The organism is Domibacillus indicus, from assembly GCF_000970685.1.
GTDB classification, from domain to species: domain Bacteria; phylum Bacillota; class Bacilli; order Bacillales; family Domibacillaceae; genus Domibacillus; species Domibacillus indicus.
Window position 1 is genome coordinate 24,265 of record NZ_LAJB01000030.1, and the last position, 26,397, is coordinate 50,661.

Sequence of the window (26,397 nt, forward strand, 5' to 3'; positions counted from 1 at the left end):
AAAAATGAAAAGGAGCGATGAAGAATGGCAGCAGAAAATCTCACACAGGTACTGATTGAAGGATTTGACCCGTCAAAGGTGCAGGCAACGGAAGTCGATGAAAACTGGAAGAAAGTATTCGGTGCTTATCAAAATCAGACGATTCTGCAGGCGCCGGTCATAGGCATTGAAAAGCAGCTCGATAAACAGTGTGCCGTTGTTTCAGTCGGCAGCATCCGCGGCTACATTCCGATGGAGCTTACCGGTGTGGAAACCATCCGCCAGCTGCGCAGCATGACGGGGCAGCCTGTCCTGTTTAAAGTGCTGAATTATGACCGGGATGCCGGCATTTTTACCGCTTCCCGAAAAGCGGCGGTAGAACAGGCCGCGTCCATCACACTTAAAAAAATTGAGCCGGGCGATATGATTGTTGCAGTAGTAAGCCAGGTGAATCCGACACAGGTGCGGGCAGATATTGGCGGGATTGAAGTGAAAATCCCGATTGAAGACATCTCTTACGGCTGGATTGATGACTTAACAGAGAAAGTAAAGTTAGGTGACCACTTAAGAGTAAAGGTCATGGAGATTGATAAAGAAAATGCTAAAGTAAAAGTCAGCGTGAAAGAAGCGGAAGGCAACCCATGGCCATCGTGTGCCGGCCGCTACCAGAAAGGCAATGAATATGTGGGCACGGTCTCGGGTGTCCGTGAATATGGTGTGTTTATTAACTTGGAGCCGGGTGTGGACAGCCTTTCGAGGCATTTAAAATTCCAGGATGTCAAAAAAGGGGACCGGGTGCTGGTCCGGGTACTCGAAACCGATGCAAAGAAACAGCAAATCCGCTCGCGCATTACGCGGGTGCTGTAAGGAGCAGAGAACCATGAGCCTTAGCCCGTTTTCACTCCAACATAACTGGAAATGTAACTGGACAAGAGTACCGGAACATATCAAGCCGGACAAATACGTAAACGGGGAATCACCAAAAGAAAGGCGGGCGCTTGAGGCGCTCGCCTGCATTGGCGTAATCGGAGGCCTGCAGCTTTCCCGGTTATTTTCTTTGGACAAAAAGCGGAAAAAGAAAATGGTGCTGGAGAAAAAGCTGGTCCGTCATGACATCCAAAAGAACAAGCAGGTGATTCCTGTTTATACATTGGGGATCAACGGAGCAAAAGCGGCTGGTGTTCCAGGATATGAAAACAACTACTGGCTGAAGTATGGGGCGGGAGATATGCTGGGAAAGCTGCTGTTTTTCCAGCTGTATGAATGGTTTCCCGGCTCGCGTCTTTCTCCAGCCATCAACCCGTTTGAAGGAGTTATTTTTCACAAAAACAAGCCGCTTTATATTTATTCCGCAAAAGGAGATATTCAGGACCTTTTAGTGTTTCTGAAATGGAACGAGTTCAATGAGCGGATGATCGTGATAACTGAATCATTCAAGCATTTGGAAGGCCTTTTACATTGTGGCGATATGAAGATAAGAGCTGTTTTGCAGCAAGAAGCACACTCTGCGCGGGAAAGGCTTGGTTTTTATGTGAAAAGCGGAAGTGAGTGGGTTGAAGAACAGCTTCCACAACAAAGCCCCGTAAACATGGCTTGAAAGAAAGGCGGGCAAACAGCCAGTATATCCGAAAAGGTCTAACATCTTCTTTTTTCGGAAGTGGCTTTTATTATCACTGTGCGGCTACAGTCCATTTTTTCCACTGATGAAGATCTTTTGTTCCTACCACTCATAAGGTCTTATGAATGCGGGTATTCCAGATAAAAGAACAGGAAAAAAGGAAGCACGAATTAGTCCGCGTGCTTCCTTTTGATATTTTAAAGAGAAAGGATGCTATCCTTTCTTCTAGTACACATCTACATCTATTATTTGGGCTTTCCACTCACTGAATATGTCTTTTACCGTTTGGTTTGAGATATCCTCTTCTGACAATGAAGGGTGGTTTTGCTTGTTTCGAACCGTTTCTATTTTGTCCAGCTCGGACATAACAGAGGATTTGCGGCTCTCGATAATTTGCTTAATATCTGCATCTGGGTTTTCCAGCAGCATTTTTTCATGTCTTTTCACGATTTGCTCAAGAGCTTTATTATCCCGTTCATTCATTTGTTTCAAACGCTGCTCTACCTGGCCGAGAATTAAATTGTAGAATGGATCTTTTTCTGTTTTCTCTGCCGGTCCTTTATAGTCAGCATAATTTTCTTTGACAGCCGATATAATATAACCGGCATGGTTCTTCTTCGATGAAGTGCTTGTGATCACATATCGGATGTTTGCGCGGAGGTAATCATAATGATATTTTCCTGCTAATTTAATCGCTGCATCTCCTCTTACGCCATTTTTTATCAGCACATTCACCAGTGACTGAACCTGCTCCATTGTAGAATCAACATCTGTTTGAAGATCTTGAAACCGCTGGCTTGGATTTATGTAAAAAATAAAGGATTCAATCCGTCTGCCTTTTTTGGTATGTACCTCATAGTCAAATTCAATATCAGTTTTTTCATTGAGTTCTTTTTTCGCTTTCTCCAGTACGGTCGCTCTAAAGTGTTTCATCAGTTTTAGTGTATCATCTGGAATATCGAGCAGCTGCCTCAATTCTTTCACATACATAATTCGATGGGATTTCCACTTCTTATTTGTCTCTTTCTGTATAATAGATCGGGATTTCCACTCATCTTCTTTTAGAAATTCATAAATTCTCCACGAATATTCGCTGTTTAAGCGGAGGACATTAATTAAGCGGTACTTTGTAAATTTTTCGAGGTTCAGCAGGTATTCAGCAAGAGCATCAGACAGTTTAATCTTCACTTGTCCGTTTCCATGAAAATAAGTGGCTTGCTGTACCCATTGAATTTTATCTACGACCCGCTGCTTTCCGTCTGTAGAATAGATGGTGATCTGTTTTTGCATAATCCCGTCAATCGCTTTTTCTACCTGGCTATAAAAACTTTTTCCTTTGTAGCCGATTAACTGGGCAAGGTCTTTTACGCTAAGGACATACGTTTTGAAATCACGATCGTCTGGCTGAATCAGGGCGATTAAAGAATAGATAATACGGCGCTCTGTCACTGTAAGGTTCTGAGCCATATTAATAAGGCTCGTGGACTGATTTACCCAGTATTCCGGTTTTATATTGGCTTCGAACATGTCATCTTCAAAAGACAGCTGACGGTTTTTCACAGCAGATCCACCTCCTCCGAAAAGCATGGTATTCTTTTTCTATTTTAGTCAGATTTTTTGAGAAGTAAAAGGCGGACAGGAAAAATGTAAACAAACTGCAATATATCCTTTATTATGGGGTCAGCTAAATCAGCTTCCAGCTTGCTGTTTTTTATTTTATATCTGTTTTAAAATGCTTTCTTTGTTTTCTTTGTTAAGAGAACTTTTAAAACGAGTCGTATCAAGGGATGGGAAGCCTATATGTCCCTTTGAATGGGGTCATGTATCCTTTTAAATGGGGTGGTATATCCCTTAATTTGGGGCAACATGTCCTGTGAATTGGTTCTATATGTCCTGTGAATTAGGGTGATATGTCCTCTTAAATAGGGTGGAGAATTAAAGAAATTGAGGACCATGTATTATATCCCTTTAAATGGGGTGAACGCCCAAGCACTTTTTTTGGTCCCTGAAAGAGAGAGTGCTGGTTGCTGCTGAACTGATCAGAAAATAATCCTGAAGTAAACAGGAGAAAGACAATAAAAATTCAAATATGAAGATGCAGAAAAAACACTTTTGTCTCTGGGACATCACTCTTTTTTTATAATGAATTCCTCTTCTCGAATAAGATCTGTATGTCCCTCTCAATGGGGTGCAGAATAGGAAAAAGGCATATTATATAGAATGCGTCCTTCTAAGTGGGGTCACAGGGTTCTTCATTCATTTATATATCCCTTTAAATGGGGTCAAAGTTCAAGATGGGTTCGTTTTTACAGCTTAAGTTTAGTTATTAAGAGGAAAAAAATAGCGTAGACATCACAATATGTCCCCTAATTTGGGGTAATGGAGCGCCTGGCTTGCTATGATGCCAGTCGTCTTAACGGAAAAGGTCAAGAAATTGATTACGCGAGTGCCTATACATATGGCTGACACCCTATTTTGAGGGACATTAAAAAATAAAAATATTTGGTTACGACTCCTTTATGTTTGAGATGAGATCGGCAAGTTGGTGAAGATTGGCGTGTCCGTTTTTGCAAAAGAGCTGTGTCATATTGAGGTGGTTCGTAATCTTTTAAATGCAGTACTATTGAGTAGGTTTATGAGCAGGAACCGTATCAACGGGGAAGTCAAGACATTTTGGATAACTCAAAAATGGCATTGGTTTTTAGATCATCAGGCAATAAGGTTAAAATAATGCATGTGAAGCGGCCAAGGTCAAGTACAGCTTAAAAGCTGCACAAAATAAAATTGAATTAACAAAGGAGGAAGTGGTTGCTGTATGATTCGAGTTGCCTTTTTGATGAATGTTGTTCGACCAGTATATACAGCGGATTTTAAAGAAGATGGCACTTTGGCTCGAAATCTTGACGGAGAGATATTAGATCCACGGCTTTCAGAAGAAGAGCTGGAGGTAACGTTTGAAGATAAAACCGTCATTCTATCCATTAAGCACTTTGGGAAGGAAACTGAATTGTGGGATGAAAGGGCTCGGCTAGCAAAAGAGCACCGGGTTTACAAAAGCCGTATTCAACTTCTTTTCCTCGATCCGAATAAAAAGCCTGTTTTACCGCCAGAGGAGGAAGTGGATCGAGAATAGTCAAAAGTAGCTGAAGCGTTCAGAGTGAGTTTTTTAGAAGATACCATCAGCCATAATTTATTCGTTGGTTTCCAAATTGAGCGACTGTTGGCAGATAAGGAACACTTTATTTACGAATCATTAAGGATGCGGCAGTAAAGGTGACAATTGATGAAGAAGATAAAAAGCAGCCCCTAGTGAACTGCTCTGTAAATGTAGCTATACAACCCTAACACTTAAAAGGTATTTATTTGTTTTAGGCTTTATTAAAAGTTAGGGTTGGTTTCTGTTCCAAAGAAGCCCGAAAAGAAACTTTACAGCAAACGTTTAAAACATAACTGATTTTTCATTTCGTCCTAAAAAAGTTAGGCTTAGGAATGAGAACATCCCAAAAGCGTTAGAAAAAACATAAGAAGTGGTAGCTGTTTATTTTGTTCCTGCCACAGTATGTAAGATAAGGGTTGAATAAACTAACAGAAACCTGTGTTTTAAGTGTTTTATCAATAATTGTTTTTTATGTTTTAGGCCTGAAAAAAACCAATAGCACTAGGCATTGAAACGTCCTATATATAACGGAATTGAGGTAAAATATAACAAAATTAGGATGAACCATACCATTTTTAGGATAAACATATCATAATCTAGCGTATTTAGGACATGGTGTTTTGTGAAGGTTACTCCGACACCGTGCAAAATGGCATTTGCTTATTATGCTTAAGGATAAATGCAAATTCGTCCCCTTTTTTATCTGAAATCTGTTATCTTTTAAAGAAATCATCCCTAAATTGTTATGTTCTCTAAATGTGAACCGCTCCATCAAAATCTTTGATTTAGGTGGAACGGTTCACACACAAACTGCAAATGCTAGTAGTAATAAGCCTCTGTCATACATGGATAGTTTGCTGGAAGGCGCGTTTAAAGCACAACGTTATGCTCAAAAAGATCCAATTTACTATGGAGCCATGCTAAGAGAAGTTCAAGAATCAAAGAAGAACGTTTAATGCGTGCAATGCCCGTTATACATACAATGGAACCGCTAAAGGAGCATATAAATAATCAAATAACAAAATGCGATTGACAGGTTTAGTTAGACTTAAGGAGGGACAAGCTAATGGAGAGTATAAATAGAAAACAAATTAAAATAGGAACATTAAATGTCAGTAAGGCATTGATGAAGAAACTGGCTCTTTCAGGAGAACGAGAAGAATGGACAGCGCGTGCCCGCCGCATTATTGAAACGGGCATATACAAAGGAGTGTGTGAGACGGGTCACTTATTCGAAGGAGAGAATATAGCTGTGCAGCTTGATAAACAATTGAGAAAAATTGTTTCCTTAGATGTCCGTGAGCCTAAAAAAGAACAAAAGAAAAAGCCTGCATCCGGCAGTATACTGAGCCAGTCTTTTTCAGAGATTGAAATGTCTTTGCAGAAAATAACGATGTACGGCGAACAGCTGTCAGATGAATTAAGCCGAACAGACAAAGAAATTAGCGGGATTTATCATAAAATTGAAACAACTGCTTTTAATATGGCGCAGGGTTATCAATATGCAAAGCAGTTGCAATACCTTCTTCGCAAAAGACGTCTTGTGAAAGGAGAGAGTGCTAAATTTCATGTTATAAAAGAAGAGCTTAATCTTATGGACAAACAAATGAAGGCGGTCCGTCATAAAACAACACGTATTCAAGGCAAACAAGATGGCTATACGACCGGGTGGAATACATCTCTTTCTGAAATTGAGTGGATGTTCAAGAAAGAATGAACGAAACGGTTGAAACTGTGTCCAGGTGTTTAAGCAGGCGCTTTATTGACACTCCCACGGTTAAAGCCGCAAGTCCTTCACTTTGCGGTGAGACGGATGGGGTTCTGAAGTGCGAACGCGTTCATTGTTTAGAACTCGCCTTCAGTTAGGGGCAGTGTCATCAGCCCGTCCTGCTGTTACCACAGGACTAGGTTAAGCGGCTTGCTTGTTTTTCTTTTTGGAAAGGCCGCTGATGGCTTTTGAAATAGTAATGGCCGCATTCGCATCAGCATGAAGGGTATACTGACATTTGACACAAGCAAACGGGTGTCTTTTTCGATTCTTTTTGTCTGCGTGGCCACATTTGCATGTTTGGGAGATATGATGCGGATTCACATATTCCACTTGAATCCCTGCCATTTTGGCTTTGTATTCAATAAACTGCTGAAGCTGATAATGTGCCCAAGAGTGCAGATTTCTGCCTGCATCTTTTTTGACTTGGCTTTAAGGCGAATACCTGTCAAATCTTCCATTCGAATGTAGCGAACACGGTTCTCTGCAGCGAAACGAACAATTTGCCGGCTTATTTTATGATTCAGGTTTTTCATCTATTGGGATTCTTTATTTTTAGAGGCTTTACTAACAGAAAGAAGCTTATTTTTTCCTGAGTTTTTTCTCCGTGAAGAAAATGTTCTTCGAATAAAAGCAGCCTCATTTCCTTTGAAAAATAATGAATTTGTCCCTATTGAAGCAACAGCTAAATAATTCAGCCCTGCGTCTACACCCATCCCTTTAGAAAAAGAGGAAACCACCTACAGTTCAAAGGAAGCCGCCACAGACATATACTATTTCCCTTTTTTCCATAAAGATCGCTATCTAAAAGCCAATTTAGAGGTGTTTTTCTATAGGTACAATGGTCAGTTATCCAGAGGATGTAAAAAAGAAGCATTGGTATAACATACCAATCATTTAGTTTAAAACAACCTAATAAGAAATCCTTCTTTAAGGAAAGGGTTGTCATTCAGCCTTGCCAATGCCAGAATTACTTTTAAGGATTTTTTACTTTTATTTTGTTTTTTAACAAGTGAGGAGAGAATCAAATGAAGGATTCGGGATATGTTTCAGACGAAGGCTTTCAGGACACGGGGATGATATTTAAGTTCATACGCAAAAATAACAATTTTATCCATACATTTTCTGAAGGCGAATTACTTTATAAAATGAATTTTTACCCAGAAGGGCTTATTGGAAAAACATTATATGAAGTGTATCCAGACGACATTGAGATGGCAGCCTTATTAATTACATATTACGAAAAAGCTTGGGAAGGCCGTTTTGTCAAATACGAAGGTGTGTACAATGATATACAATATGTGACGTATTTAAGACCTTTGGTTTCAGAAGGGAAAGTGGTTGAAATAGTTGGAACGTGTATTGACATCACAAAAAGAAAAAAGATGGAAGAAGACATCCGACAAAAAGAAAATTTATATCGGACGGTTCTTGGGACAATGTCTGAAGCGGTACTGATTGAAATAGAGGGAGAAATCATCACGCTTAATGAAAGCGCAAACAAAATGCTCGGGATTAAAACAGGTGATTTTACAGAATCTTCTATGAAGGAATTAAATCAGGAGTACATAAAAGAAAATGGCTCAACGATCCCTTATTCAGAGCTGCCGGGGGTCATTACCCAGCGGAATGGCACTCCTATTAAAGATTTTATATTAGGAGTAAAAGATAAAAACAAGGAAACAAAGTGGCTTTCTGTTAATTCTAACCCGCTTACATTGCCGGGTAAATATGAACGTTCTGCTCTTGTGACACTTTCCGAAATTACATTACAAAAACAACAAGAAAAAAAATTAATGGATTCTTACGCTTTTCAGCGCAATTTGATTGATCGGCTGGATAGTGGAATTATTGTGATAGATCGAAATAAAAAGATTAGGCTTATGAACAAGAAGTTTTATGAAATGTTCAAGTTAGACGGCGGGATTGATTTATACATTGGACATCATGCTCCGGACCTACATAGCCTTTTTGACGAAGAAATGAATGAGTTGGAAACTGAAAAGCTCGGAAATCAGAAAAGCATAGCAAAAGAGATTGAAGTCCATCAAACTGTCACACTACGGTGTAACTGTGTTCCACTTAAAGAGGAAAACGAGGATTATGGTTATTTGTGGGGTTTTGAAGATGTGACTGAAAGCAAAAGAATGGAAAAAATGATTATTCACGCAAAAGAAGAAGCTGAAAAAGCAAATGTAGCTAAATCGGACTTTCTGTCTAAAATGAGCCATGAGCTCCGTACGCCGCTAAATGGCATTCTTGGCTTTGCTCAGCTTTTGGAAGTGGAAGAGGGATTAACCGAAACGCAGCAAGAATTTGTTCAGGAAATTTTAAATGGAGGAAGGCATTTACTAGAATTAGTAAATGAAGTATTGGATTTATCGAGAATCGAAACAGGCAATTTGAAAATTTCAATAGATGAGGTTAATCTTCTCACTGTTATGAACGAATGTATCCATATTGTTCAGCCGCTGGCAAAGAAAAAGAATATAAGCATTCATAATCAATTAACCCCTTTTCAAAACACCTTAGTTCTTGCTGATCCAATTCGCCTTAAACAAATAATACTTAACCTTCTGGATAATGCCATTAAGTATAACAAGGATTACGGAAAAATAAATATTGATTGCTATCAAAAAGGGAGCGAGCAGGTTGTTCATATCGTGGATACAGGTATAGGGCTTTCAAAAGAAGAATATACTAAAATATTTGTTCCGTTCTATCGAATCGAAGGGACAAAGGAAGCAGGAACAGGCATCGGCTTGTCTCTCGTTAAACAGCTTGTACACTTAATGGGAGGGGATATTAGTGTAACAAGCACTAAAGGAAAAGGAAGTGATTTTTCTTTTAGTCTGCCTGTTCCGACTAATTTAAAAGCCGCTGTCAGGTGGGGTGAACAAGTGGAACCACGTATTGTAAATAATGATACAGCAGAGCACTACCGCTTGCTCTATATCGAAGATAATAAGGCCAATTTTCATTTAGTAAGTAACATTATTGAATCGCAGCCTTCCTTTACGCTCTTATCAGCCCCCACTGGAAAAAAAGGATTAGAACTCGCAGCGAAGAAAAAAGTAGATTTAATTTTGCTTGATATTAATCTGCCCGATATTCATGGTTACGAAGTTTTTGACAGGCTAAAAAAGAATGAACAAACGAAGGATATTGCCGTTATTGCAGTCAGTGCAAATGCGATGCCAGAGGATATTCAATATGCCTTGGCTAAAGGGTTTGATAACTATGTGACAAAACCTATAAATGTAAAAGAGTTTTTAACAGTCGTGCAGGAAACGTTAAATAAAACAATTTATCAAAATATCCCAGATCATAAAATTTTAAGCACAGGACCTTACGGGGAAGAAGCTGTCTCCGCAAAAACACTTCAGTTATCTTTAGAAGATTTGAAGAAAATCAAGAAAAAGAACTACAAAGCAGCCATCGCCATGCACTATGGCGAAAGCGATTGGTCAAGGTCCCAGGTGGAAGGAGTAAAAGCCACTTTTGAAAAAATGGGGATTGAGATCATAGCGGTAACGGATGCCCAATTTGATTGGGAAAAGCAAGTGGCGGATATTGAAGCCATTTTAGCCCAAAGGCCGGATATTCTTATAAGTATCCCTGTAAAACCGGCACGAATGGCAAGCATATATAAAAAAGCAGCCCAGGCGAATACAAAGCTGGTATTCATAGATAATATACCAAAGAACCTGCAGCATGGAAAAGATTATGTTAGTATTGTATCCTCTGACAACTATGGAAATGGTATTGAATCCGCTCATGTTATGGCTGATAAATTAGGTGGAAAAGGCAATATAGGCGTTATTTATTATAAAGAGGATTTTTTTGCAACCAAACAAAGAACAGAAGCATTTGAAAAAACAATACAAGAAGCTTATCCTAAAATTCAAATTGTTGACCGCATTGGCATTAACGGTCCGAATGATGGGCAAAAAGCGGCAGCTTCCATGATTGGAAAACATCAGGACTTGAATGGTATCTTTGTCGTGTGGGATGTGCCAGCTGAAGGAGCCTTAAAAGCTGCTCATGCTGAAGGAAGAAATGATTTGGTCATTACAACGGTCGATTTAGGCTTAAATGTGGCAGTGGAAATTGCCCGGGGCGGTCTAATAAAGGGACTGGGTGCGCAGCTTCCATACCAGCAGGGAGTCGCTGAAGCCATTCTAGCAGGATATGCGTTAATTGGAAAATATGCGCCGCCCTATGTGGCTGTTCCATCTTTAAGAGTAACAAAAGAAAATATTCTGGACGCTTGGAAACTCGTTTATAACAAGGAGGCGCCAGCCATCATTCAAACAGCAGCAGCTCAAGAAGAAGTGTAAGGAAAGAGGGAAATACCGGATGAAAGTATTAATCGCTGAGGATGACGCAGCTTCAAGAAAACTGTTAAGATATTTTATCGGCAGTTTACCTGATTATAAAATTGTTGGAGAAGCAACGAACGGTGAAGAATTAATCAAGTATGTGACGAAAGAAAAACCGGATATTGCTTTGGTGGATATTGGAATGCCTCTAATGGATGGTATGGAAGCAGTTAAAGCATGTAAAGAACTTTTTCCATCCTTGCAGGTTATTTTTACTACCGGCCATGACGATTATGCACTCGAGGCATTTAATGTAAAAGCTGTTGACTATATTTTAAAGCCAATTGAACGAAATCGTTTATACAGTGCGTTAGAGAGGGCTGCACAAGCCGGTAAACTAAAAAAAGCCGGTAAAGAGCCGCCTGCTAAAAAAAATTTAACGATTAAACAGCACAAAAATATCATTTTTATTCCGCTTGATGAAATTATCTTTATAGAGAGAGAGGATCGCAAATCCGTCATTTATACAAGAAATAATAAATTCGAAACAAATGAAACGTTAGCAAGCTTAGAAGAAGCTCTTGACTCCAGGTTTATAGCGTCTCATAGATCTTGTATCATCAATATGAGGCTTTTAATAAAAATTGAAGCAGCGGGTCAAGGATATAGAGCATATTTTAAAGATTATGACCGGTCAGCAAAGGTTTCAAAGCATAAAATCGATGAATTGCAAAGATATATGTCATAAGAAGTTATGGAACTCAGCCTAGGTGCTGAGTTTTTTTATTTTTTAAAATTTATACTTTTTTTGTTTAAACGAATCATTTTTAGGTCTGAAACCTGGAAAATGTCTTGTCGAATGGAAGAAAACTGTGTTTGAAACCGGTTAGACACTCAAAATGAATACGTTTACAATGCGGTTATAGCAAAATAACAAGAAACAAAAAAGAAAAGAGAATCCTAAAATGCCAGGAATTAAAGAGGTAGCCAAACAAGCAAATGTTTCAATTGCTACTGTATCAAGGGTATTAAGCAAACCGGAAACGGTAGCGAAGGAGACCATCAAAAAAGTATTAGCTGTGATTGAAGACTTAAACTATCAGCCTAATGCCGCTGCCCGCCAGCTGAGAATGTCTGAAACAACTACCATTCTGGTAGTTGTCCCGGATATTACAAATACATTCTTTTCGAATGTGCTGAGAGGAATCGAGTTTGTCGCTCTTGAAAATGGCTACCAGGTGTTGCTTGGAGATGCAGACAATAATGCGGAACGTGAGAAGGGATACTTAAGCATCCTTCGCCAAAAAAAGGCAGCCGGAATGATTTTACTGACCGCGGGAATTGAAGCGGAAACCGTGGAAGAAATAGCTTCTGAATATCCGGTTGTTCTTGCATGTGAATACCTGGAGGGCGTTAATGTACCAACGGTTTCAATTGACAATGTCAGCAGCGCTCGAAAGGCAACCGAGTATTTGATTAATCTCGGACATAAGAAAATAGGTTTTATCTCAGGCCCTATGAATAGCGTACTGGGCCGGGACAGGATGAAGGGATTTTATCAGGCGATGGCACAGTATAACCTAAAGGTTGAGCCGGATTTGGTGCAGGAAGGTAACTTTTCCTATAAAAGCGGCTTGGATATGATGCACAAACTTTTAGCGTACAGCCACCCACCCACAGCGGTATTTGCAGCAAATGATGAGATGGCCTTTGGCGCGATCAATGCAATTGAGCAAAAAGGATTAACTGTTCCGAACGATATATCAGTGATTGGGTTTGACGATATACAGTTTTCATCCATCTTTAAACCGGCCCTAACAACGATCTCACAGCCGACTTTTGACATAGGCACAAAAGCAATGGAACTTTTAATAGGCCTCATGACAAAGCAGGAAATGGAGAAAACACAGTACATTTTAGAAAACAAGCTGGTTCTTCGGGATTCATGCTATAAATGCAGCCGCTAAAAATCATTTTTAAAAAGTCGATGTAAACGTTTACGGAACAACAAAAAAGCATCAGCAAAATTTTTGGTTGCAGGGGCTTGAATAAACAGGAAAACGGTGAAGCTTCAAATAACTTTGTAGATAATGTAAACGTTTACCGTGTCAGTAAGGCTTCAACATCCTTTATCCATAAGTTAGTTGGACTCAAAGGTTAAAAAGAGAGGATGTATGAGCGTTTAGGATAAATGCTTTAATAAAAGTTCTTGCTAATCTCTTTAAGGAGGTGTCGGGGCCGCATTCGCAATTGATTTTGGGCTTTTGGGAAATATTTCAAAAAGGGGGAGAAACAATGAAATTTGGATACCAAACAAATACGTGGGGTGGGGTCGTGGGTCATCCCGCCGGAGTCACTTCAATAAAAGATCTTTATTACCTGGCGAACGGCTCAACTGAGGAAGCTTTAAAAGAAATTTCGGAAGCAGGTTATGAAGGCTTTGAAATATTCGACGGAAACCTAATGCAATATAAAAGCAACAAAGAAGAATTTAAGGAATTGCTGGAAAAATACCAGCTAACATTGATCGGTGTTTATACAGGAGGAAACTTTATATATCCAGATGTTTTAGAAGAGGAGTTAGCGAAAATTGAGGAAGTTGCTGCTCTTTCTGCTGAGTTTGGTGCCCGCCACTTAGTAATTGGCGGAGGGGCAGTTCGTTCAACCGGTATCCGGGAAAGCGATTACGAAGATTTAGGAGCAGCACTTAATAGGGTAAAAGAAATTGCCGAAAAGCAAGGGCTCATTCCGACCTATCACCCGCATCTTGGAACGAATGTTGAAGCACCGGAACAGCTGGATAAGCTGATGCAGCATACAACTATCGGTTTATGCCCTGATACGGCTCATATTGAAGCAGGCGGTGGTGATCCGGTAGAAGTTGTTCGTAAATATGCGGACCGGATTAAATACATTCACTTTAAAGATTATGAGAATGGTGAGTTTCTGCCGCTCGGTGAAGGCCAACAGAAGTTTGATGAGATGGTCCGTCTTCTGAATGAAGCCGGTTACGATGATTGGATTACGGTTGAACTGGACAGCTATGAAGTGCCGAAGCAAGGCGCAGAAATCAGTCGTCGTTTCTTATCTTCTTTTGAAAAGTAATAGATAAAGAGAATTAACAAACAAAGGGGACGGGATTATGAAAAGAAAATCTTCACTATTAACAGCCATGTTATTAAGCAGTAGCCTCATGCTTGCTGCATGCGGTGGGGGAAGCGCTTCAAAAACAGAAGAGAGCCAGCAAAAAGCAGTGAAGCTTGAAGAAACGGGACCATTGACAATCAATCCGGAAATTTCATCCGAACAAGAAATTTTGAGCAAAGGTCCAAACGGGGAAGATGCTTTTTCAGCCATTAAGCTGCAATTGACTGAAGAAGAACTGGCAAAAATTAAAGAAGGTAAATACAAAGCGGCTATTGTCATGCACTACACAGGAAATGATTACTCGACAGCACAAATAAACGGCTTAAAAGCTGCTTTTGAAAGAATGGGGATTGAAGTAGTAGCAGTAACAGACGGACAGTTTAAGCCTGAAAAACAAATTGCTGATATTGAAACGGTTCTGGCAAAATCACCTGATATCATTGTCAGCTTGCCTGTAGATCCTACTTCTACTGCCGCTTCATTTAAAAAAGCGGCTGAAGCCGGCGTGAAATTAGTGTTTATGGATGTTCCACCAACTGGTTTAACTGCTGGGAAGGACTATTTAAGCGTTGTTTCTTCAGATAACTATGGAAATGGGGTAGCAGCTGCAGAAACAATGGCAAAACAACTTGGCGGCAAAGGGGAAATTGGTGTTATCTTCCATGATGTTGACTTTTTTGTAAACAATCAGCGTGTTGAAGCATTTGAAACAACAATCAAAGAAAAGTATCCAGATATTGAAATCGTTGCACGAGGCGGTATCACGAGCCCGAATGATGGTGAAGAAGTAGCTTCAGGCATGTTGACTAAACATAATGACCTGGATGGCATCTTTGCTATTTGGGATGTGCCTGCAGAAGGGGTGTTAGCGGCAGCCCGTGCAACAGGAAATGAAGATTTAGTGATCACAACAGTTGACTTAGGTACGAATGCAGCGCTGGACATTGCTTCTGGCGGAAGCATTAAAGGACTTGGAGCTCAGCTTCCGTACGATCAAGGCATCGCAGAAGCTATTTTAGCAGGGCAGGCTCTTCTTGGAAAAGAAGTACCGCCGTATGTAGCAGTTCCAGGGCTGAGTGTAACAGAAGAAAACGTATTAGATGCCTGGCAGTTAGTGTACCGTCAGCCGGCACCAGAAGTAGTTCAAAGTGCTGCAAAATAAAAACAATGACCATTTAGGAGGAAAATGAAATGAAAAAATTAAACGTAGGTATGATTGGCGGAGGATTTATGGGGAAAGCGCATGCACTTGCGTATGCAGGAATGCCGATGTTTTTCTGGCCGGCTCCAGTAACTCCACACCGTCACACAGTAGTAGACGTAACAGACGAACTGGCAAAAGATGCAGCGGCACGCCTTGGGTTTGACAACTATTCTTCAGACTGGAGAGAAGTAGTAGAGGATCCGGAAATCGATATTATCGACATTGTGACACCAAATGATTCCCATGCGGAAATCGCGATCGCAGCCGCAAAAGCAGGCAAGCATATTATTTCCGAAAAGCCGCTTGCGCGTGATGCAGCTGAAGCGAAAACAATGCTTGATGCGGTAAAAGAAGCAGGCGTAAAGCATATGGTTGCGTTCAACTACCGCAGAACACCGGCTGTTGCACTGGCAAAAAAATATATCGAGGAAGGCAAGCTTGGGAAAATCCTAAATTTCCGCGGTACATATTTGCAGGACTGGTCGGCTGACCCGAATTCACCCCTTTCATGGCGCTTTCAAAAAGACCGTGCCGGTTCTGGAGCTTTAGGAGATATTGGTACACATGTAATTGACTTTGCACGCTACCTTGTCGGAGAGATCTCTGATGTAAATGCGGTTGCGAAAACGTGGATTGGCGAACGTCCAATTCAAAGCGGAGGCGTCGATAAGCTTGGAACAGTAAAAGTAGATGGCGATGTACCAAAAGCGGAAGTTGATGTGGATGATGAATTTATGACACTCGTTAAATTTGAAAACGGTGCTATTGGAAGTATTGAGGCTACCCGCAACGCATGGGGACGCAATAACTTCTTAACATTTGAAATTCATGGTGAAAAAGGCTCACTCGTCTTTAACTATGAACGCCGCGACGAACTGCAAGTATGCTTCTCAGATGATCCGGGCGACAGCCGTGGTTTCAGAACCGTGTATACAGGTCCTGCTCATCCATACGGAGAAGGTTTATGGCCAATCCCGGCACTTGGTATTGGCTATGGTGAAACAAAAATTATTGAAACATATGACTTTATGAAATCCATTGCGGAAGATACAAGCGTTTCACCAGACTTTGAAGATGGATACCAAATCGCCGTCATTTCAGATGCAATCCTGGAATCAGCCGAAAAAGGCGAATGGGTGAATCTTTCTAAAAAAAGTGAAATGGTAGATCTTTCGAAATAAGGAATTCGAAAAAATAGATGGAGGCTGCAACTGCAGCCTCTGTTAAAAAGAAGGTGAATGAGATTGGAAAAGCCAATGCTTTCAATGAAAAATATCTCAAAAGCGTTTAATGGAATTACCGTACTTAATTCAGTCGATTTCTCTGTTAGAAAAGGCGAAGTTCACGCTTTAATGGGCGGAAATGGAGCTGGAAAATCGACACTGATGAAAATTTTAACAGGTGTATATACAGCCGATCAGGGCGAAATTTACATTGATGACCAGCTCGTTGAAATTAACAATACAGATGATGCAAGAAAAAATTATATATCTATGATTTTTCAGGAGTTCAGCTTAATTCCCACATTAACAGTGGCACAAAATATTTTTCTTACTAGAGAAGATAAAACATCAATGGGACTAATAAATGATAAAGAGTGTGTGGAAAAAACGAGAAATTTGCTTCAAGAGCTAGAAGTCGACATTGATCCAAACGAACTTGTCGGCAACCTCGGCGTAGGGTACTGGCAAATGACCGAAATCGCAAAAGCATTATCGCAGGAAACAAAAATTCTCGTCATGGACGAGCCGACCGCTTCTTTGACAAAAAAAGAAACAGAAGTTTTATTTTCCTTTATTAATCAGTTGAAATCAAAAGGCTATGCGATTATTTATATTTCGCATCGTATGGATGAGATTCTTGAAATTTGTGACCGTATTACGATTTTACGCGACGGAAGACATGTCGCTACTGAAGACTGCAAACAAATCGATCTAGACATGGTTATTCAGTACATTGTCGGATCGGGTATGGATAAAGCGTTTGAATGGAAAGAACGGGAGTATGCAACAGACGTTGCGCCGGTACTCCAGGTAAAGAATTTATCAGTTGGTTCAAAGGTACAAAATGTGAATTTTAACCTGTATCCAGGTGAGATCGTGGGCATTGCCGGATTGATGGGAAGCGGCCGGACTGAAACCGTAAGCGCTATCTTCGGGACGGGCCCGAAAGACAGAGGCGATATCGTTGTAAACGGCCAGCCTGTAGCGATAAAAAATGCATCGGATGCCATAAAAGCAGGATTAGCGCTTATTCCAGAAGACCGGCGTGTACAAGGGCTTGTTTTAGAACATAGTGTGAAAGATAACATCATCCTGCCAATCTTGTCGAAAATGCAAAAAGGTTTGTTTATTGATAATAAAAAAGCCAATCAAGTGGCTAATGATTTTGTAAAAAAACTAAACATTAAAACAGATGATATTTATAAAACAACCAATCTATTGTCCGGCGGGAATCAGCAAAAAATTGTTTTGGCAAAATGGCTGGCGAATGATCCATCTGTGCTAATACTTGATGAACCAACCATTGGTGTAGACATTGGAGCGAAAACCGAGATTGTGGATGTCGTGCGCGAACTAGCAGACAGCGGGAAAGCCATTTTGGTCATTTCCTCAGAACTTCCCGAGCTTCTCGCATTAAGTGACCGTGTACTGGTCATGCATGAAGGGCGAATGATCAAGGAAATGCAAAGACGTGATATTGAAACAGAGGAGGAGTTACAACATGCAATCCAAGGATTCTAATCTAAATGGCACAGTTGCTGTAGGCAGCCATACAGTTTCGCGCAAAAAAACATTTGACTGGCGAAATTATATTGTCTACCTCGCTTTTATTGGGGTCATCATTTATTTCTCAGTTACTTTGCATGACCAGGGATTTGTTTCAACGGACAACCTGCTGAACATTATTCGTCAAACAGCGATGATTTCCTTAATGGGCCTTGCGATGACATTTGTTATCAGCACCGGAGAAATTGACTTGTCTGTTGGTTCAATTGCCGCATTGTCTTCTTTAACAGCAGCATTAACCATCCAAGCCGGATTTGGCATGGTCGGCGGCGTAGCAGTTGGTTTAGGTACGGGACTTCTTGTTGGATTAGTAAATGGTTTATTAGTAACGAAATTGGCGATTCCATCTTTCCTAGTGACACTTGGTACGATGGGAACCGTCGCAGGTCTTGCAATGTGGATTACGGACACGGCACCAGTGCCGATTGTTGATGCAACATTCAACTTTGTATTTGGTTCAGGAGATATCGGACCGATTCCTATTCTTTTGATTTGGACAGTAGTAGCAACGATTATTGCTCATTTTTTACTGCGTAAAACTTCATTTGGAAGACAGACACTTGCAACAGGCGGAAATGAAAGCGCTGCAAGATTCTCGGGTGTTAAAACACAGCGCATTAAGCTTCTTGTGTTCCTTGGTTCTGGTTTTATGGCGGGATTTGCAGGTCTTCTTTACGCAGGCCGTATGCATGCAGGCCGTTTCACATTTGGTGAAGGGGACGAACTTTCTGTTATCGCCGCAGTAATCCTTGGCGGAACAAGCCTTTTCGGCGGCGTAGGTACAGTCATTGGTACAGTCATCGGTTCCTTAATGATCGGAACAATTAACAATGGATTGATCATTATGGGTCTTGATGTCAGCCAGCAAATGATGATTAAAGGATTAATTATCATCCTGGCTGTAGCATTTGGTAAAAAAGCAATTAAGCGTTAAGCCGAACAGGAGGGGCATAAATGAAGAAAATAAAAGTAGGTGTGATCGGCACTGGCTTTATTGGGCCCACTCATATAGAAGCCATTAGACGGATTGGTTTTGCCGAAGTGGTCGCGATTGCAGGGAACGGCCAGGAGTCGGCAGAACAGAAAGCAGCAGAGCTCGGAATTCCTAAAGCGTACGGGGATTACCGGGACCTGCTCAAAGATAATGAAGTAGAGGTGGTTCATAATTGTACACCGAATCATCTTCACTTTCCGATTAATAAAGAGATTATTTTGGCTGGAAAGCACGTTCTGTCAGAAAAGCCGCTGGCAATGTCAAGTGAGGAATCGGCGGAACTTCTTGCTCTTGCAAAAGAACATAATGTCGTTCATGGTGTGTGTTTTAATTACCGTCAATTTCCAATCGTGAAACAGTTTGCTTCCATGATTAAAAAAGAACAGCTTGGCAAAGTCAACCTCGTACACGGAAGCTACCTGCAGGACTGGATGTTATATGAAACAGATTACAACTGGCGTTTAGCACCGGAAGTCGGTGGAAAATCACGTACAGTGGCAGATATCGGATCACACTGGTGTGATACGGTTCAGTATGTGACAGGTAAAAAAATCGTTGAAGTGTTTGCGGATTTGGCGACCGTGATTCCGGTCAGGAAAAAGCCGTCTTCAATAGGAGAAACATTTGGCGGCCAATTATCGGCAGATACCGTTTATGAAGATATTCCCATTAATACCGAAGACTATGCATCAGTGCTTGTCCGCTTTGAAGATGGAACAAGAGGGGTTTTCACTGTGTCCCAAGTGAGTGCGGGCAGAAAAAATAGGCTAAGTTTCGAAGTAAATGGCAGCCAGCAGTCCGCTCATTGGAACCAAGAAGAACCGGAAAAACTTTGGATTGGCCATCGTGACAAACCAAATGAAATACTAATGGCTGATCCTGTCTTGTTTGCAGACGAAGCAAAATCCGCTATTCACCATCCCGGCGGACATAATGAAGGCTGGCCCGATGCAATGAAAAATATGATGATTAACTTTTACAGCTTTATCCGAGACGGAAAAGATCCCCACCGTAATGAAACACCATTTGCCACATTTGAAGATGGCCACATCTCCATGTGCATTATCGATGCGATTTTGCATAGCCATGAACAGCAAAAATGGGTAAAGGTGGAGTCAATTAAGGAGGTTTCCCTGTGAAGCTAGGTGTGTTTACCGTTTTATACCATCAGCTGCCTTTTGAGGAAATGCTGGACAAGCTGCAAGAAATGGGCGTGGAGGCAGTAGAGCTCGGAACCGGTAATTACCCCGGAAACAGCCACTGCGATCCGGATGAGCTTTTGGGCAGCCCTGAGAAAATAAAGGGGTTTAAAAATGCCGTTGAAAGCCGGGGAATGACAATAAGCGGGTTGAGCTGCCATGGCAACCCGCTTCACCCGGACAAAAAATTTGCGGCAGAATCTCATGCTGTTTGGCAGAAAACTGTGAAGCTTGCAGAACGTCTGGAAATCCCGGTTGTAAACGGATTTTCCGGCTGTCCCGGAGATCATCCGGAGGCTAAATTTCCAAACTGGGTGACGTGTTCATGGCCGCCGGAGTATGCAGAAATGCTGGAGTGGCAATGGAATGAAGTCGTTATTCCATATTGGAAAGAAGAAGTGAAATTTGCTCAAAAGCATGGGATTCATCAAATTGCACTGGAAATGCATCCAGGATTTGTTGTGTATAACCCGGATACGCTGCTGAAGCTGAGAGAGCATGCAGGAGAAGCCATCGGTGCGAATTTTGATCCGAGCCACCTCCTCTGGCAGGGAATTAATCCAGTAGAAGCGATTAAAAAGCTTGGAAAAGAAAATGCCATTTATCACTTCCATGCAAAAGATACATATTTAGATGGAGCGAATATTGATGTAAATGGCGTTCTTGATACAAAACACTACAGCGACATTTTAAACCGTGCGTGGACATTCCGTTCTGTAGGGTATGGGCAGAATGAAAAAATGTGGAAAGATCTTATGAGCGCGCTCCGAGCGGTTGGCTATGATTATGTGGTGTCGATTGAGCACGAAGATATGCTTGCTTCTGTTGATGAAGGGTTGGACAAGGCGATTTCTTTATTAAAAGACGTGATGTTTAAAGAGCAAGTCGGGGAAATATGGTGGGCTTAAAAAAGCTCCAGTATTGCTATTTAAAACAGGCAGGAAATGAAAGGGGAAGCCGCTATGATTAAGTATTCATATAATACACTCGTGTATGCAGGGGAAGACATTGAAACGAGCATCGCTAGATTATCAAAATTCGGCTATGACGGCGTTGAATTTGTGGGAGAACCTGAACAACAGGATCGTATGCTCATTAAAGAATTGCTTAGTAAGTATAATATCGCTGCTTCTACCATTTGTGCAATTTACAACCCAGAAAGAGATGTAATCTCCAGCAGAAAAGAAATTAGAAAAAACGCAGTAGAGTACATTAAAAGCTGTGTTGACTTTGCTCAGTTTATTGGTGCGACAGGCATTTCGCTAACACCCACTGCCTGTATGAAAATACATCAGGAGGCCGACAGAAAAACTGAATTTTCTTGGGCTGTTGAAGGAATTAAAGAAGCGGGAACATATGCAGGTGAACACGGAGTCAAAATTACAGTGGAGCCGTGGAATCGCTATGAAAATTATTTCATTAACCGTATGGAACAGTCTCTGGAGCTTGTACATGCCATCGATTTACCGAGCGTTGGATGCATGGGTGATACATACCATATGAACATTGAAGAAGTAGATATTGGCAATGCAATCCGCCTCGCTGGCGACAAGTTATATCATTTGCATATTGCGGACAGCAATAGAGCGGCACCTGGCAGAGGCCATATTGATTTTAACCTTGTAAAGAAAGCGCTTCAGGATATTAACTACAGCGGATATTTAACAATGGAACTATTACCTGCCTTTGCCGATCCATTTAATGGTGTGCGCTGTGAAGAGTTTTATAATCAATACACGGAAGAGTCGATCGTTTTCCTGAAAAACCTGTTTAAGGAGGAAGCATGATGACAAATGAAATGAAAGCAGCTGTAACATACGGAAAACAAAATTTAAAAATTGAACGGGTTCCTGTTCCTGAAATTAAAGATAATGAAGTACTGATTAAAGTGAAAGCATGCGGAATATGCGGTACAGATCCGCATATTTACAACGGTCATTTTCCTGCACCGATGCCGCTCATTCAAGGTCATGAATTTGCCGGAGAAGTTGTGAAGGTCGGCTCAAATGTAACAAGTGTTGCAATAGGAGACCGTGTAACAGCGGATATTAATATCAGCTGCGGAAATTGTTACTATTGCCGGACAGGACAAAAGCTTTTCTGTGAAAATATTACCCAGCTTGGTGTTCATGTGAATGGTGCATTTGCTGAGTATGTGAAAGCTCCGGAAAATAATGTTTATATATTGCCGGAGGGCATGTCTTGGGCAGAAGGAGCTTATATCGAACCGCTCGCTTGTGTCATAAGAGGACAGGAACGCGCAAGTGTCAGCATGGGTGACACGGTTGCCATTATCGGAGCTGGCCCAATGGGTCTTGCGCATGCACTGATGGCAAAGTTAAACGGCGCAACCAAAGTCATTATTTCGGAAATGAACCAGGCACGTCTTCAAAAAGCAAGAGATCTAGGTGTAGACGTTGTCATTGATGCCTCAGAAATGGATCCTGTTCAAGAAGTGCTTAATCAGACAGATGGACGAGGGGCTGATGTTGTATTTGAAGTAGTAGGTGCGATTCCTACTTATCAGCAGGCATTAAATCTAGTAAGAAAAGGCGGCACATTAGTTGCATACGGCGCCGCTCCTGCTGATCAGGCTATGCAAATTAAGCCTTTTGATATTTTCAGCAAAGAACTAACGATCGTAGGCTCGTATGCAGGTACGTACGGAACATGGGTAAAAGCAATTGAATTAATTTCATCAAAAAGATTTAACCCTCACAATATCTTCAGTAAAACGGTTGCGCTGGATCAGCTAGAAGATGGAATTGTAGAGGCCGACAAGAATAAGGATACGATTAAACTTCTAGTTACTGTAGCTGATTAAAAAACGGTGAAGCGGGATACAGGCAGAGATTGTTTCTGCTTTTATCTCTTTTCTCCCATATAGGTGGAGGGATTTGTATGTTTGAGTATAGTGCCACACAGTGGATTTACGGTAATGAAAACTTAGAAGACAGTTTAAAAAGATTAAAAAAATACTGTTATCAAGGTGTTGAATTAGCTGGAGAGCCTGATTCAATCAACATTGAAGCCACGAAGCAATTACTTAAAAAGTATGGGTTAAAATGTAGCTCGATCTGTGGAATTTACACACCTGAACGAGACCTTTCCTCCGCAGATGAACAAGTGAGAAAAAACGCGGTGGAATACGTGAAAAAATGTGTAAATTTAGCGAAAAGCTTACACGCTTCGACTGTTATTGTTGTTCCGACATGCGTAGGGAAAGTTCAGCCTGAAACGACTATCGAAGAAGAATGGAATTATGCCATTGACGGCGTAAAAAAAGCGGGGCTTTATGCAAAAGAGCACAATATTACATTGGCTCTTGAAACGCTAAACCGGTACGAGACCTATTTGGCTAACAATTTAGAATTAGGATTGAGGTTTGTAAAAGAAGTTGACTTGGAAAGTGTTAAGATCATGGCTGATTTGTTTCATATGAGTTTAGAGGAGCGGGATATGATTCAATCTTTAAAAAAGATTTCACCTTATCTTACTCACGTTCATATAGCAGATAATACACGTGAAGCAGCAGGGCTTGGCCAAACAGACTTCAAGCCCGTGATCTCTTTTCTAAAGGAACTAGGCTATAAAGGATATATTACGATGGAATTTTTACCGGCCGTGTCAAATCCGTATCTTGCGTCATCGCTTCAAGGGGAAGCGAATATTTTTGATCATTTTACAGAGCAGTCAATCAAGCATATGAAAGAAATAGTCCAAACGGTTTAAGCAGATGAAAATGAACATAAGAAGGAGGAAGTATCATTGATTATTATTCATGCATTTTTAAAAGTGAATCCAAAATACCGTGATGATTTTCTTCAAAAAGCTAAGCAGGTGGCAGTCCCGTCACAGGCTGAAGAAGGAAATATAAGCTATCAGTTTTATGAAAATCCAGAACGGCCAAACAGTTTTGTATTCTTGGAGAAATGGAAAGATAAAGAGTCTATTAACTATCATGAAGCAACAGCCCACTTTAAACAGTTTGCAGAAGAAGTACAGCTTGTTTTAAGCGAACCGATTCAGGTAGAAGTATTCAACGTATCTGAAGAGGGCTAATGATGGAGGCTGGAAAGGAAGTGAGAAACTGTGAATCTTAACCTTGTAAACAAAACGGTACTTGTAACCGGTGGGAGCAAGGGAATCGGCAAAGGGATTGCTGCAGCCTTGGCTGCCGAAGGGGCAAGCGTTATTATTTGTGGACGCGGTGAAGAAGCGCTGCATGAGGCTGAAAAAGAGATTAAGCAAGAAGGAGGCAATATTCTCGCAATAAAAGCTGATTTGTCCGAACAGGAAGATGTGGATCATCTTATTTCTTCTATTATTGAACGCTACGAAACGATTGACATTCTGATAAACAATGCCGGGGTCGTCAGCGGCTTTGATGACTTTGAAACTTTACAAATAGAAGATTGGCAGAAGTTGTTTGATGTGAACCTGTTTGGGACCGTACGGGTAACAAAAGCAGTCATTCCTTACATGAAAAAAGCAGGTTATGGGCGTATTATTAATATCTCTTCAGAGTCTGGCGTTCAGCCGGATGCTTTTATGCCGCACTATAACGCATCAAAAGCTGCTTTAATTAATTTTACGAAAAGCTTGTCAAAAGCATATGCGAAAAATGGAATTTTGGTTAATACAATATCGCCAGCGTTTATCATGACTCCGCTGCTTGAGACAGTATTAAAGGAATCTGCCCAAAAACAAAATATGACTTTTGATGAAGCTGTTCAGGAATTTCTTTTAAATCATCGCCCTCACATTGAGGTGAAGCGCCCAGGCACAGTAGAAGAAGTAGCGTCAGCAGTTTTGTATTTAGTATCCGATAATGCATCGTTTATTAATGGAGTGAATCTTCGCGTAGATGGGGGTTCAGTAGCAAGTCAATAAAATCATTTATAGAAATGTCAGTTTTTCGCATCAATAGGTTTTATTTCTTAGGATAATTTAGAAAGCGGTTTCAAATAATGGAGGGATTAACATGAAAAAAACATTTTTAATGTTCATCACAGTACTGTTAGGCGCTTTTCTTGCTCTTGCGGGATGTGGCAACCAAAACGCTGCAACTGAAGAAGGAGAAACAGAACAAAAAGCAGCTGAGCTTCCAGACTCAGGCGCTTTAACGATTAGTGAGGATATTCCAAGCGGCACGAAGATTTTAAGTAAAGGGCCGAATGGAGAGGGAGCAATTTCTGCCAAAACACTTAATTTATCAGAAGAAGATATCGCAAAAGTGCAAGAAGGAAAGTATAAAGCCGCAATCGTTATGCACTATGCGGGCAATGACTGGTCTAAAGCACAAATTGATGGGTTAGAGGCGGCGTTTAAACGGATGGGAATCGAAGTTATTGCCGTGACAGATGGCCAATTTAAAGCAGAAAAGCAAGTATCCGATATTGAAACAGTACTGGCGAAAGATCCAGATATTATCGTAAGTATTCCGGTAGATCCAGTTTCAACAGCGGAAGCGTATAAAAAAGCAGCGGCTGCAGGGGTAAAATTAGTTTTTATGGATAACGCGCCACAAGGATTAGTAGCAGGGAAAGACTACGTCAGCGTTGTTTCTGCTGATAACTATGGCAACGGTGTAGAAGCAGCGGAAATTATGGCTGCTCAGCTTGAAGAAAAAGGGAAAATCGGTGTTGTGTTTCATGACGCAGATTTCTTTGTAACACGCCAGCGTACAGAAGCTTTCGAAAAAACAATCAAAGAGAAATATCCGAACATTGAAATTATTGTACGCAGCGGTATTACAGATCCAAACACAGGTGAAAAAATTGCATCTGCCATGCTGACAAAAAACCCTGACCTAGATGGGATCTTCGCTGTCTGGGATGTGCCGGCTGAAGGAGTGCTTTCCGCTGCCCGTACTGCAGGAAGAGAAGATCTTGTTATCACAACCATTGACCTTGGAACAAACGTTGCGCTTGATATTGCGCAAGGCGGAATTGTAAAAGGGCTTGGTGCACAGCTTCCATATGACCAAGGGATCGCTGAAGCGATTTTGTCAGGGTACTCCTTGCTTGGAAAAGAAGCACCCCCATATGTTGCAGTACCTTCATTAAATGTAACGAAGGAAAACATTTTGGAATCTTGGAAAATGGTTTACCACACAGATGCACCAGATGTTATTCAACAAGCAGCGCAATAAGGTTTAAAACAAATCAGGACCGACCCGAAGTCCATTCTCATTGCCTTTGGGTCCGGTCCTTTGCTT

21 protein-coding genes and 1 pseudogene are annotated in these 26,397 nt (G+C 41.0%); 20 read left to right on the top strand and 2 right to left on the bottom strand.

The genetic code is table 11. From position 1 onward, the window contains the following. The first annotated feature begins 24 nt into the window (after positions 1–24). Positions 25–846 (top strand): S1 RNA-binding domain-containing protein, encoded by an 822-nt coding sequence (locus VP98_RS17950; RefSeq protein ID WP_046176732.1) that lies wholly within the window; start codon positions 25–27, stop codon positions 844–846. Positions 847–859: 13 nt separating this feature from the next. Continuing rightward, positions 860–1,576 carry a hypothetical protein gene (locus VP98_RS17955; RefSeq protein WP_046176733.1) on the top strand — a complete coding sequence of 239 codons (717 nt, stop codon included), beginning with the start codon at positions 860–862 and terminating at the stop codon, positions 1,574–1,576. Positions 1,577–1,822: 246 nt separating this feature from the next. Here VP98_RS17955 and VP98_RS17960 read toward each other — a convergent pair whose 3' ends face one another. Beyond that, positions 1,823–3,157, bottom strand: a complete 1,335-nt coding sequence (locus tag VP98_RS17960) for a replication initiation protein (RefSeq protein WP_046176734.1) — start codon at positions 3,155–3,157, stop codon at positions 1,823–1,825. A 1,255-nt stretch (positions 3,158–4,412) separates the two neighbouring features. On the opposite strand from VP98_RS17960, the gene VP98_RS17965 reads away from it, so the two are divergent. Then, positions 4,413–4,730, top strand: a complete 318-nt coding sequence (locus VP98_RS17965; protein ID WP_046176735.1) for a hypothetical protein — start codon at positions 4,413–4,415, stop codon at positions 4,728–4,730. 1,090 nt (positions 4,731–5,820) lie between these two features. Continuing rightward, a complete protein-coding gene (locus VP98_RS17970; RefSeq protein ID WP_046176736.1) occupies positions 5,821–6,471 on the top strand; it encodes a hypothetical protein in 651 nt (216 codons plus the stop codon). Between the two features lie 192 nt (positions 6,472–6,663). Here VP98_RS17970 and VP98_RS19495 read toward each other — a convergent pair. Further along, positions 6,664–7,247 (bottom strand): annotated as a pseudogene (locus VP98_RS19495) (RNA-guided endonuclease TnpB family protein); the annotation flags it as partial. 303 nt (positions 7,248–7,550) lie between these two features. Here VP98_RS19495 and VP98_RS18385 point away from each other — a divergent pair. The 16 genes from VP98_RS18385 (at position 7,551) to VP98_RS18055 (ending at position 26,331) form a co-directional block, all read left to right on the top strand. Beyond that, a complete protein-coding gene (locus tag VP98_RS18385) occupies positions 7,551–10,862 on the top strand; it encodes a substrate-binding domain-containing protein (RefSeq protein WP_156151425.1) in 3,312 nt (1,103 codons plus the stop codon). Between the two features lie 19 nt (positions 10,863–10,881). Further along, positions 10,882–11,592, top strand: coding sequence for a LytR/AlgR family response regulator transcription factor (locus VP98_RS17985; protein ID WP_046176737.1), 711 nt, complete (start codon positions 10,882–10,884; stop codon positions 11,590–11,592). Positions 11,593–11,809: 217 nt separating this feature from the next. Continuing rightward, positions 11,810–12,811 carry a LacI family DNA-binding transcriptional regulator gene (locus VP98_RS17990; protein ID WP_046176738.1) on the top strand — a complete coding sequence of 334 codons (1,002 nt, stop codon included), beginning with the start codon at positions 11,810–11,812 and terminating at the stop codon, positions 12,809–12,811. Positions 12,812–13,139: 328 nt separating this feature from the next. Continuing rightward, positions 13,140–13,949 (top strand): sugar phosphate isomerase/epimerase family protein, encoded by an 810-nt coding sequence (locus VP98_RS17995; protein ID WP_046176760.1) that lies wholly within the window; start codon positions 13,140–13,142, stop codon positions 13,947–13,949. Positions 13,950–13,986: 37 nt separating this feature from the next. Beyond that, positions 13,987–15,153 carry a substrate-binding domain-containing protein gene (locus VP98_RS18000; RefSeq protein WP_046176739.1) on the top strand — a complete coding sequence of 389 codons (1,167 nt, stop codon included), beginning with the start codon at positions 13,987–13,989 and terminating at the stop codon, positions 15,151–15,153. Between the two features lie 29 nt (positions 15,154–15,182). After that, the gene (locus VP98_RS18005) at positions 15,183–16,376 is read left to right on the top strand and encodes a levoglucosan dehydrogenase (RefSeq protein WP_046176740.1); all 1,194 of its coding nucleotides are present in this window, start codon (positions 15,183–15,185) and stop codon (positions 16,374–16,376) included. A 57-nt stretch (positions 16,377–16,433) separates the two neighbouring features. Next, the gene (locus VP98_RS18010; protein ID WP_046176741.1) at positions 16,434–17,939 is read left to right on the top strand and encodes a sugar ABC transporter ATP-binding protein; all 1,506 of its coding nucleotides are present in this window, start codon (positions 16,434–16,436) and stop codon (positions 17,937–17,939) included. After that, the gene (locus VP98_RS18015) at positions 17,920–18,918 is read left to right on the top strand and encodes an ABC transporter permease (protein ID WP_046176742.1); all 999 of its coding nucleotides are present in this window, start codon (positions 17,920–17,922) and stop codon (positions 18,916–18,918) included. The genes VP98_RS18010 and VP98_RS18015 overlap by 20 nt, the downstream gene beginning before the upstream one ends. A 20-nt stretch (positions 18,919–18,938) precedes the next feature. Continuing rightward, positions 18,939–20,117, top strand: coding sequence for a Gfo/Idh/MocA family protein (locus VP98_RS18020; RefSeq protein WP_046176743.1), 1,179 nt, complete (start codon positions 18,939–18,941; stop codon positions 20,115–20,117). Next, positions 20,114–21,085, top strand: coding sequence for a sugar phosphate isomerase/epimerase family protein (locus VP98_RS18025; RefSeq protein ID WP_046176744.1), 972 nt, complete (start codon positions 20,114–20,116; stop codon positions 21,083–21,085). The genes VP98_RS18020 and VP98_RS18025 overlap by 4 nt, the downstream gene beginning before the upstream one ends. Positions 21,086–21,139: 54 nt before the next feature. After that, positions 21,140–21,964 (top strand): sugar phosphate isomerase/epimerase family protein, encoded by an 825-nt coding sequence (locus VP98_RS18030; protein ID WP_046176745.1) that lies wholly within the window; start codon positions 21,140–21,142, stop codon positions 21,962–21,964. Then, the gene (locus VP98_RS18035) at positions 21,964–23,001 is read left to right on the top strand and encodes a zinc-dependent alcohol dehydrogenase family protein (RefSeq protein ID WP_052712293.1); all 1,038 of its coding nucleotides are present in this window, start codon (positions 21,964–21,966) and stop codon (positions 22,999–23,001) included. The genes VP98_RS18030 and VP98_RS18035 overlap by 1 nt, the downstream gene beginning before the upstream one ends. Positions 23,002–23,078: 77 nt before the next feature. Further along, entirely contained in the window at positions 23,079–23,909 is an 831-nt protein-coding gene (locus VP98_RS18040; protein ID WP_046176746.1) for a sugar phosphate isomerase/epimerase family protein, read from the top strand. 36 nt (positions 23,910–23,945) lie between these two features. Next, positions 23,946–24,239, top strand: coding sequence for a putative quinol monooxygenase (locus tag VP98_RS18045; RefSeq protein ID WP_046176747.1), 294 nt, complete (start codon positions 23,946–23,948; stop codon positions 24,237–24,239). A gap of 30 nt (positions 24,240–24,269) precedes the next feature. Continuing rightward, complete coding sequence (locus VP98_RS18050) at positions 24,270–25,070, top strand: SDR family NAD(P)-dependent oxidoreductase (protein WP_046176748.1); 801 nt, start codon at positions 24,270–24,272, stop codon at positions 25,068–25,070. 91 nt (positions 25,071–25,161) lie between these two features. After that, positions 25,162–26,331, top strand: a complete 1,170-nt coding sequence (locus VP98_RS18055) for a substrate-binding domain-containing protein (protein WP_046176749.1) — start codon at positions 25,162–25,164, stop codon at positions 26,329–26,331. The last annotated feature ends 66 nt before the right edge of the window (positions 26,332–26,397 follow it).

What these genes read in the sequence shown, in the direction of transcription:
- VP98_RS17950 (WP_046176732.1), top strand. Translation starts at nt 25, where the DNA reads ATGGCAGCAGAAAATCTCACACAGGTACTGATTGAAGGATTTGACCCG.
- VP98_RS17955 (WP_046176733.1), top strand. Translation starts at nt 860, where the DNA reads ATGAGCCTTAGCCCGTTTTCACTCCAACATAACTGGAAATGTAACTGG.
- VP98_RS17965 (WP_046176735.1), top strand. Translation starts at nt 4,413, where the DNA reads ATGATTCGAGTTGCCTTTTTGATGAATGTTGTTCGACCAGTATATACA.
- VP98_RS17970 (WP_046176736.1), top strand. Translation starts at nt 5,821, where the DNA reads ATGGAGAGTATAAATAGAAAACAAATTAAAATAGGAACATTAAATGTC.
- VP98_RS18385 (WP_156151425.1), top strand. Translation starts at nt 7,551, where the DNA reads ATGAAGGATTCGGGATATGTTTCAGACGAAGGCTTTCAGGACACGGGG.
- VP98_RS17985 (WP_046176737.1), top strand. Translation starts at nt 10,882, where the DNA reads ATGAAAGTATTAATCGCTGAGGATGACGCAGCTTCAAGAAAACTGTTA.
- VP98_RS17990 (WP_046176738.1), top strand. Translation starts at nt 11,810, where the DNA reads ATGCCAGGAATTAAAGAGGTAGCCAAACAAGCAAATGTTTCAATTGCT.
- VP98_RS17995 (WP_046176760.1), top strand. Translation starts at nt 13,140, where the DNA reads ATGAAATTTGGATACCAAACAAATACGTGGGGTGGGGTCGTGGGTCAT.
- VP98_RS18000 (WP_046176739.1), top strand. Translation starts at nt 13,987, where the DNA reads ATGAAAAGAAAATCTTCACTATTAACAGCCATGTTATTAAGCAGTAGC.
- VP98_RS18005 (WP_046176740.1), top strand. Translation starts at nt 15,183, where the DNA reads ATGAAAAAATTAAACGTAGGTATGATTGGCGGAGGATTTATGGGGAAA.
- VP98_RS18010 (WP_046176741.1), top strand. Translation starts at nt 16,434, where the DNA reads ATGAGATTGGAAAAGCCAATGCTTTCAATGAAAAATATCTCAAAAGCG.
- VP98_RS18015 (WP_046176742.1), top strand. Translation starts at nt 17,920, where the DNA reads ATGCAATCCAAGGATTCTAATCTAAATGGCACAGTTGCTGTAGGCAGC.
- VP98_RS18020 (WP_046176743.1), top strand. Translation starts at nt 18,939, where the DNA reads ATGAAGAAAATAAAAGTAGGTGTGATCGGCACTGGCTTTATTGGGCCC.
- VP98_RS18030 (WP_046176745.1), top strand. Translation starts at nt 21,140, where the DNA reads ATGATTAAGTATTCATATAATACACTCGTGTATGCAGGGGAAGACATT.
- VP98_RS18035 (WP_052712293.1), top strand. Translation starts at nt 21,964, where the DNA reads ATGACAAATGAAATGAAAGCAGCTGTAACATACGGAAAACAAAATTTA.
- VP98_RS18040 (WP_046176746.1), top strand. Translation starts at nt 23,079, where the DNA reads ATGTTTGAGTATAGTGCCACACAGTGGATTTACGGTAATGAAAACTTA.
- VP98_RS18055 (WP_046176749.1), top strand. Translation starts at nt 25,162, where the DNA reads ATGAAAAAAACATTTTTAATGTTCATCACAGTACTGTTAGGCGCTTTT.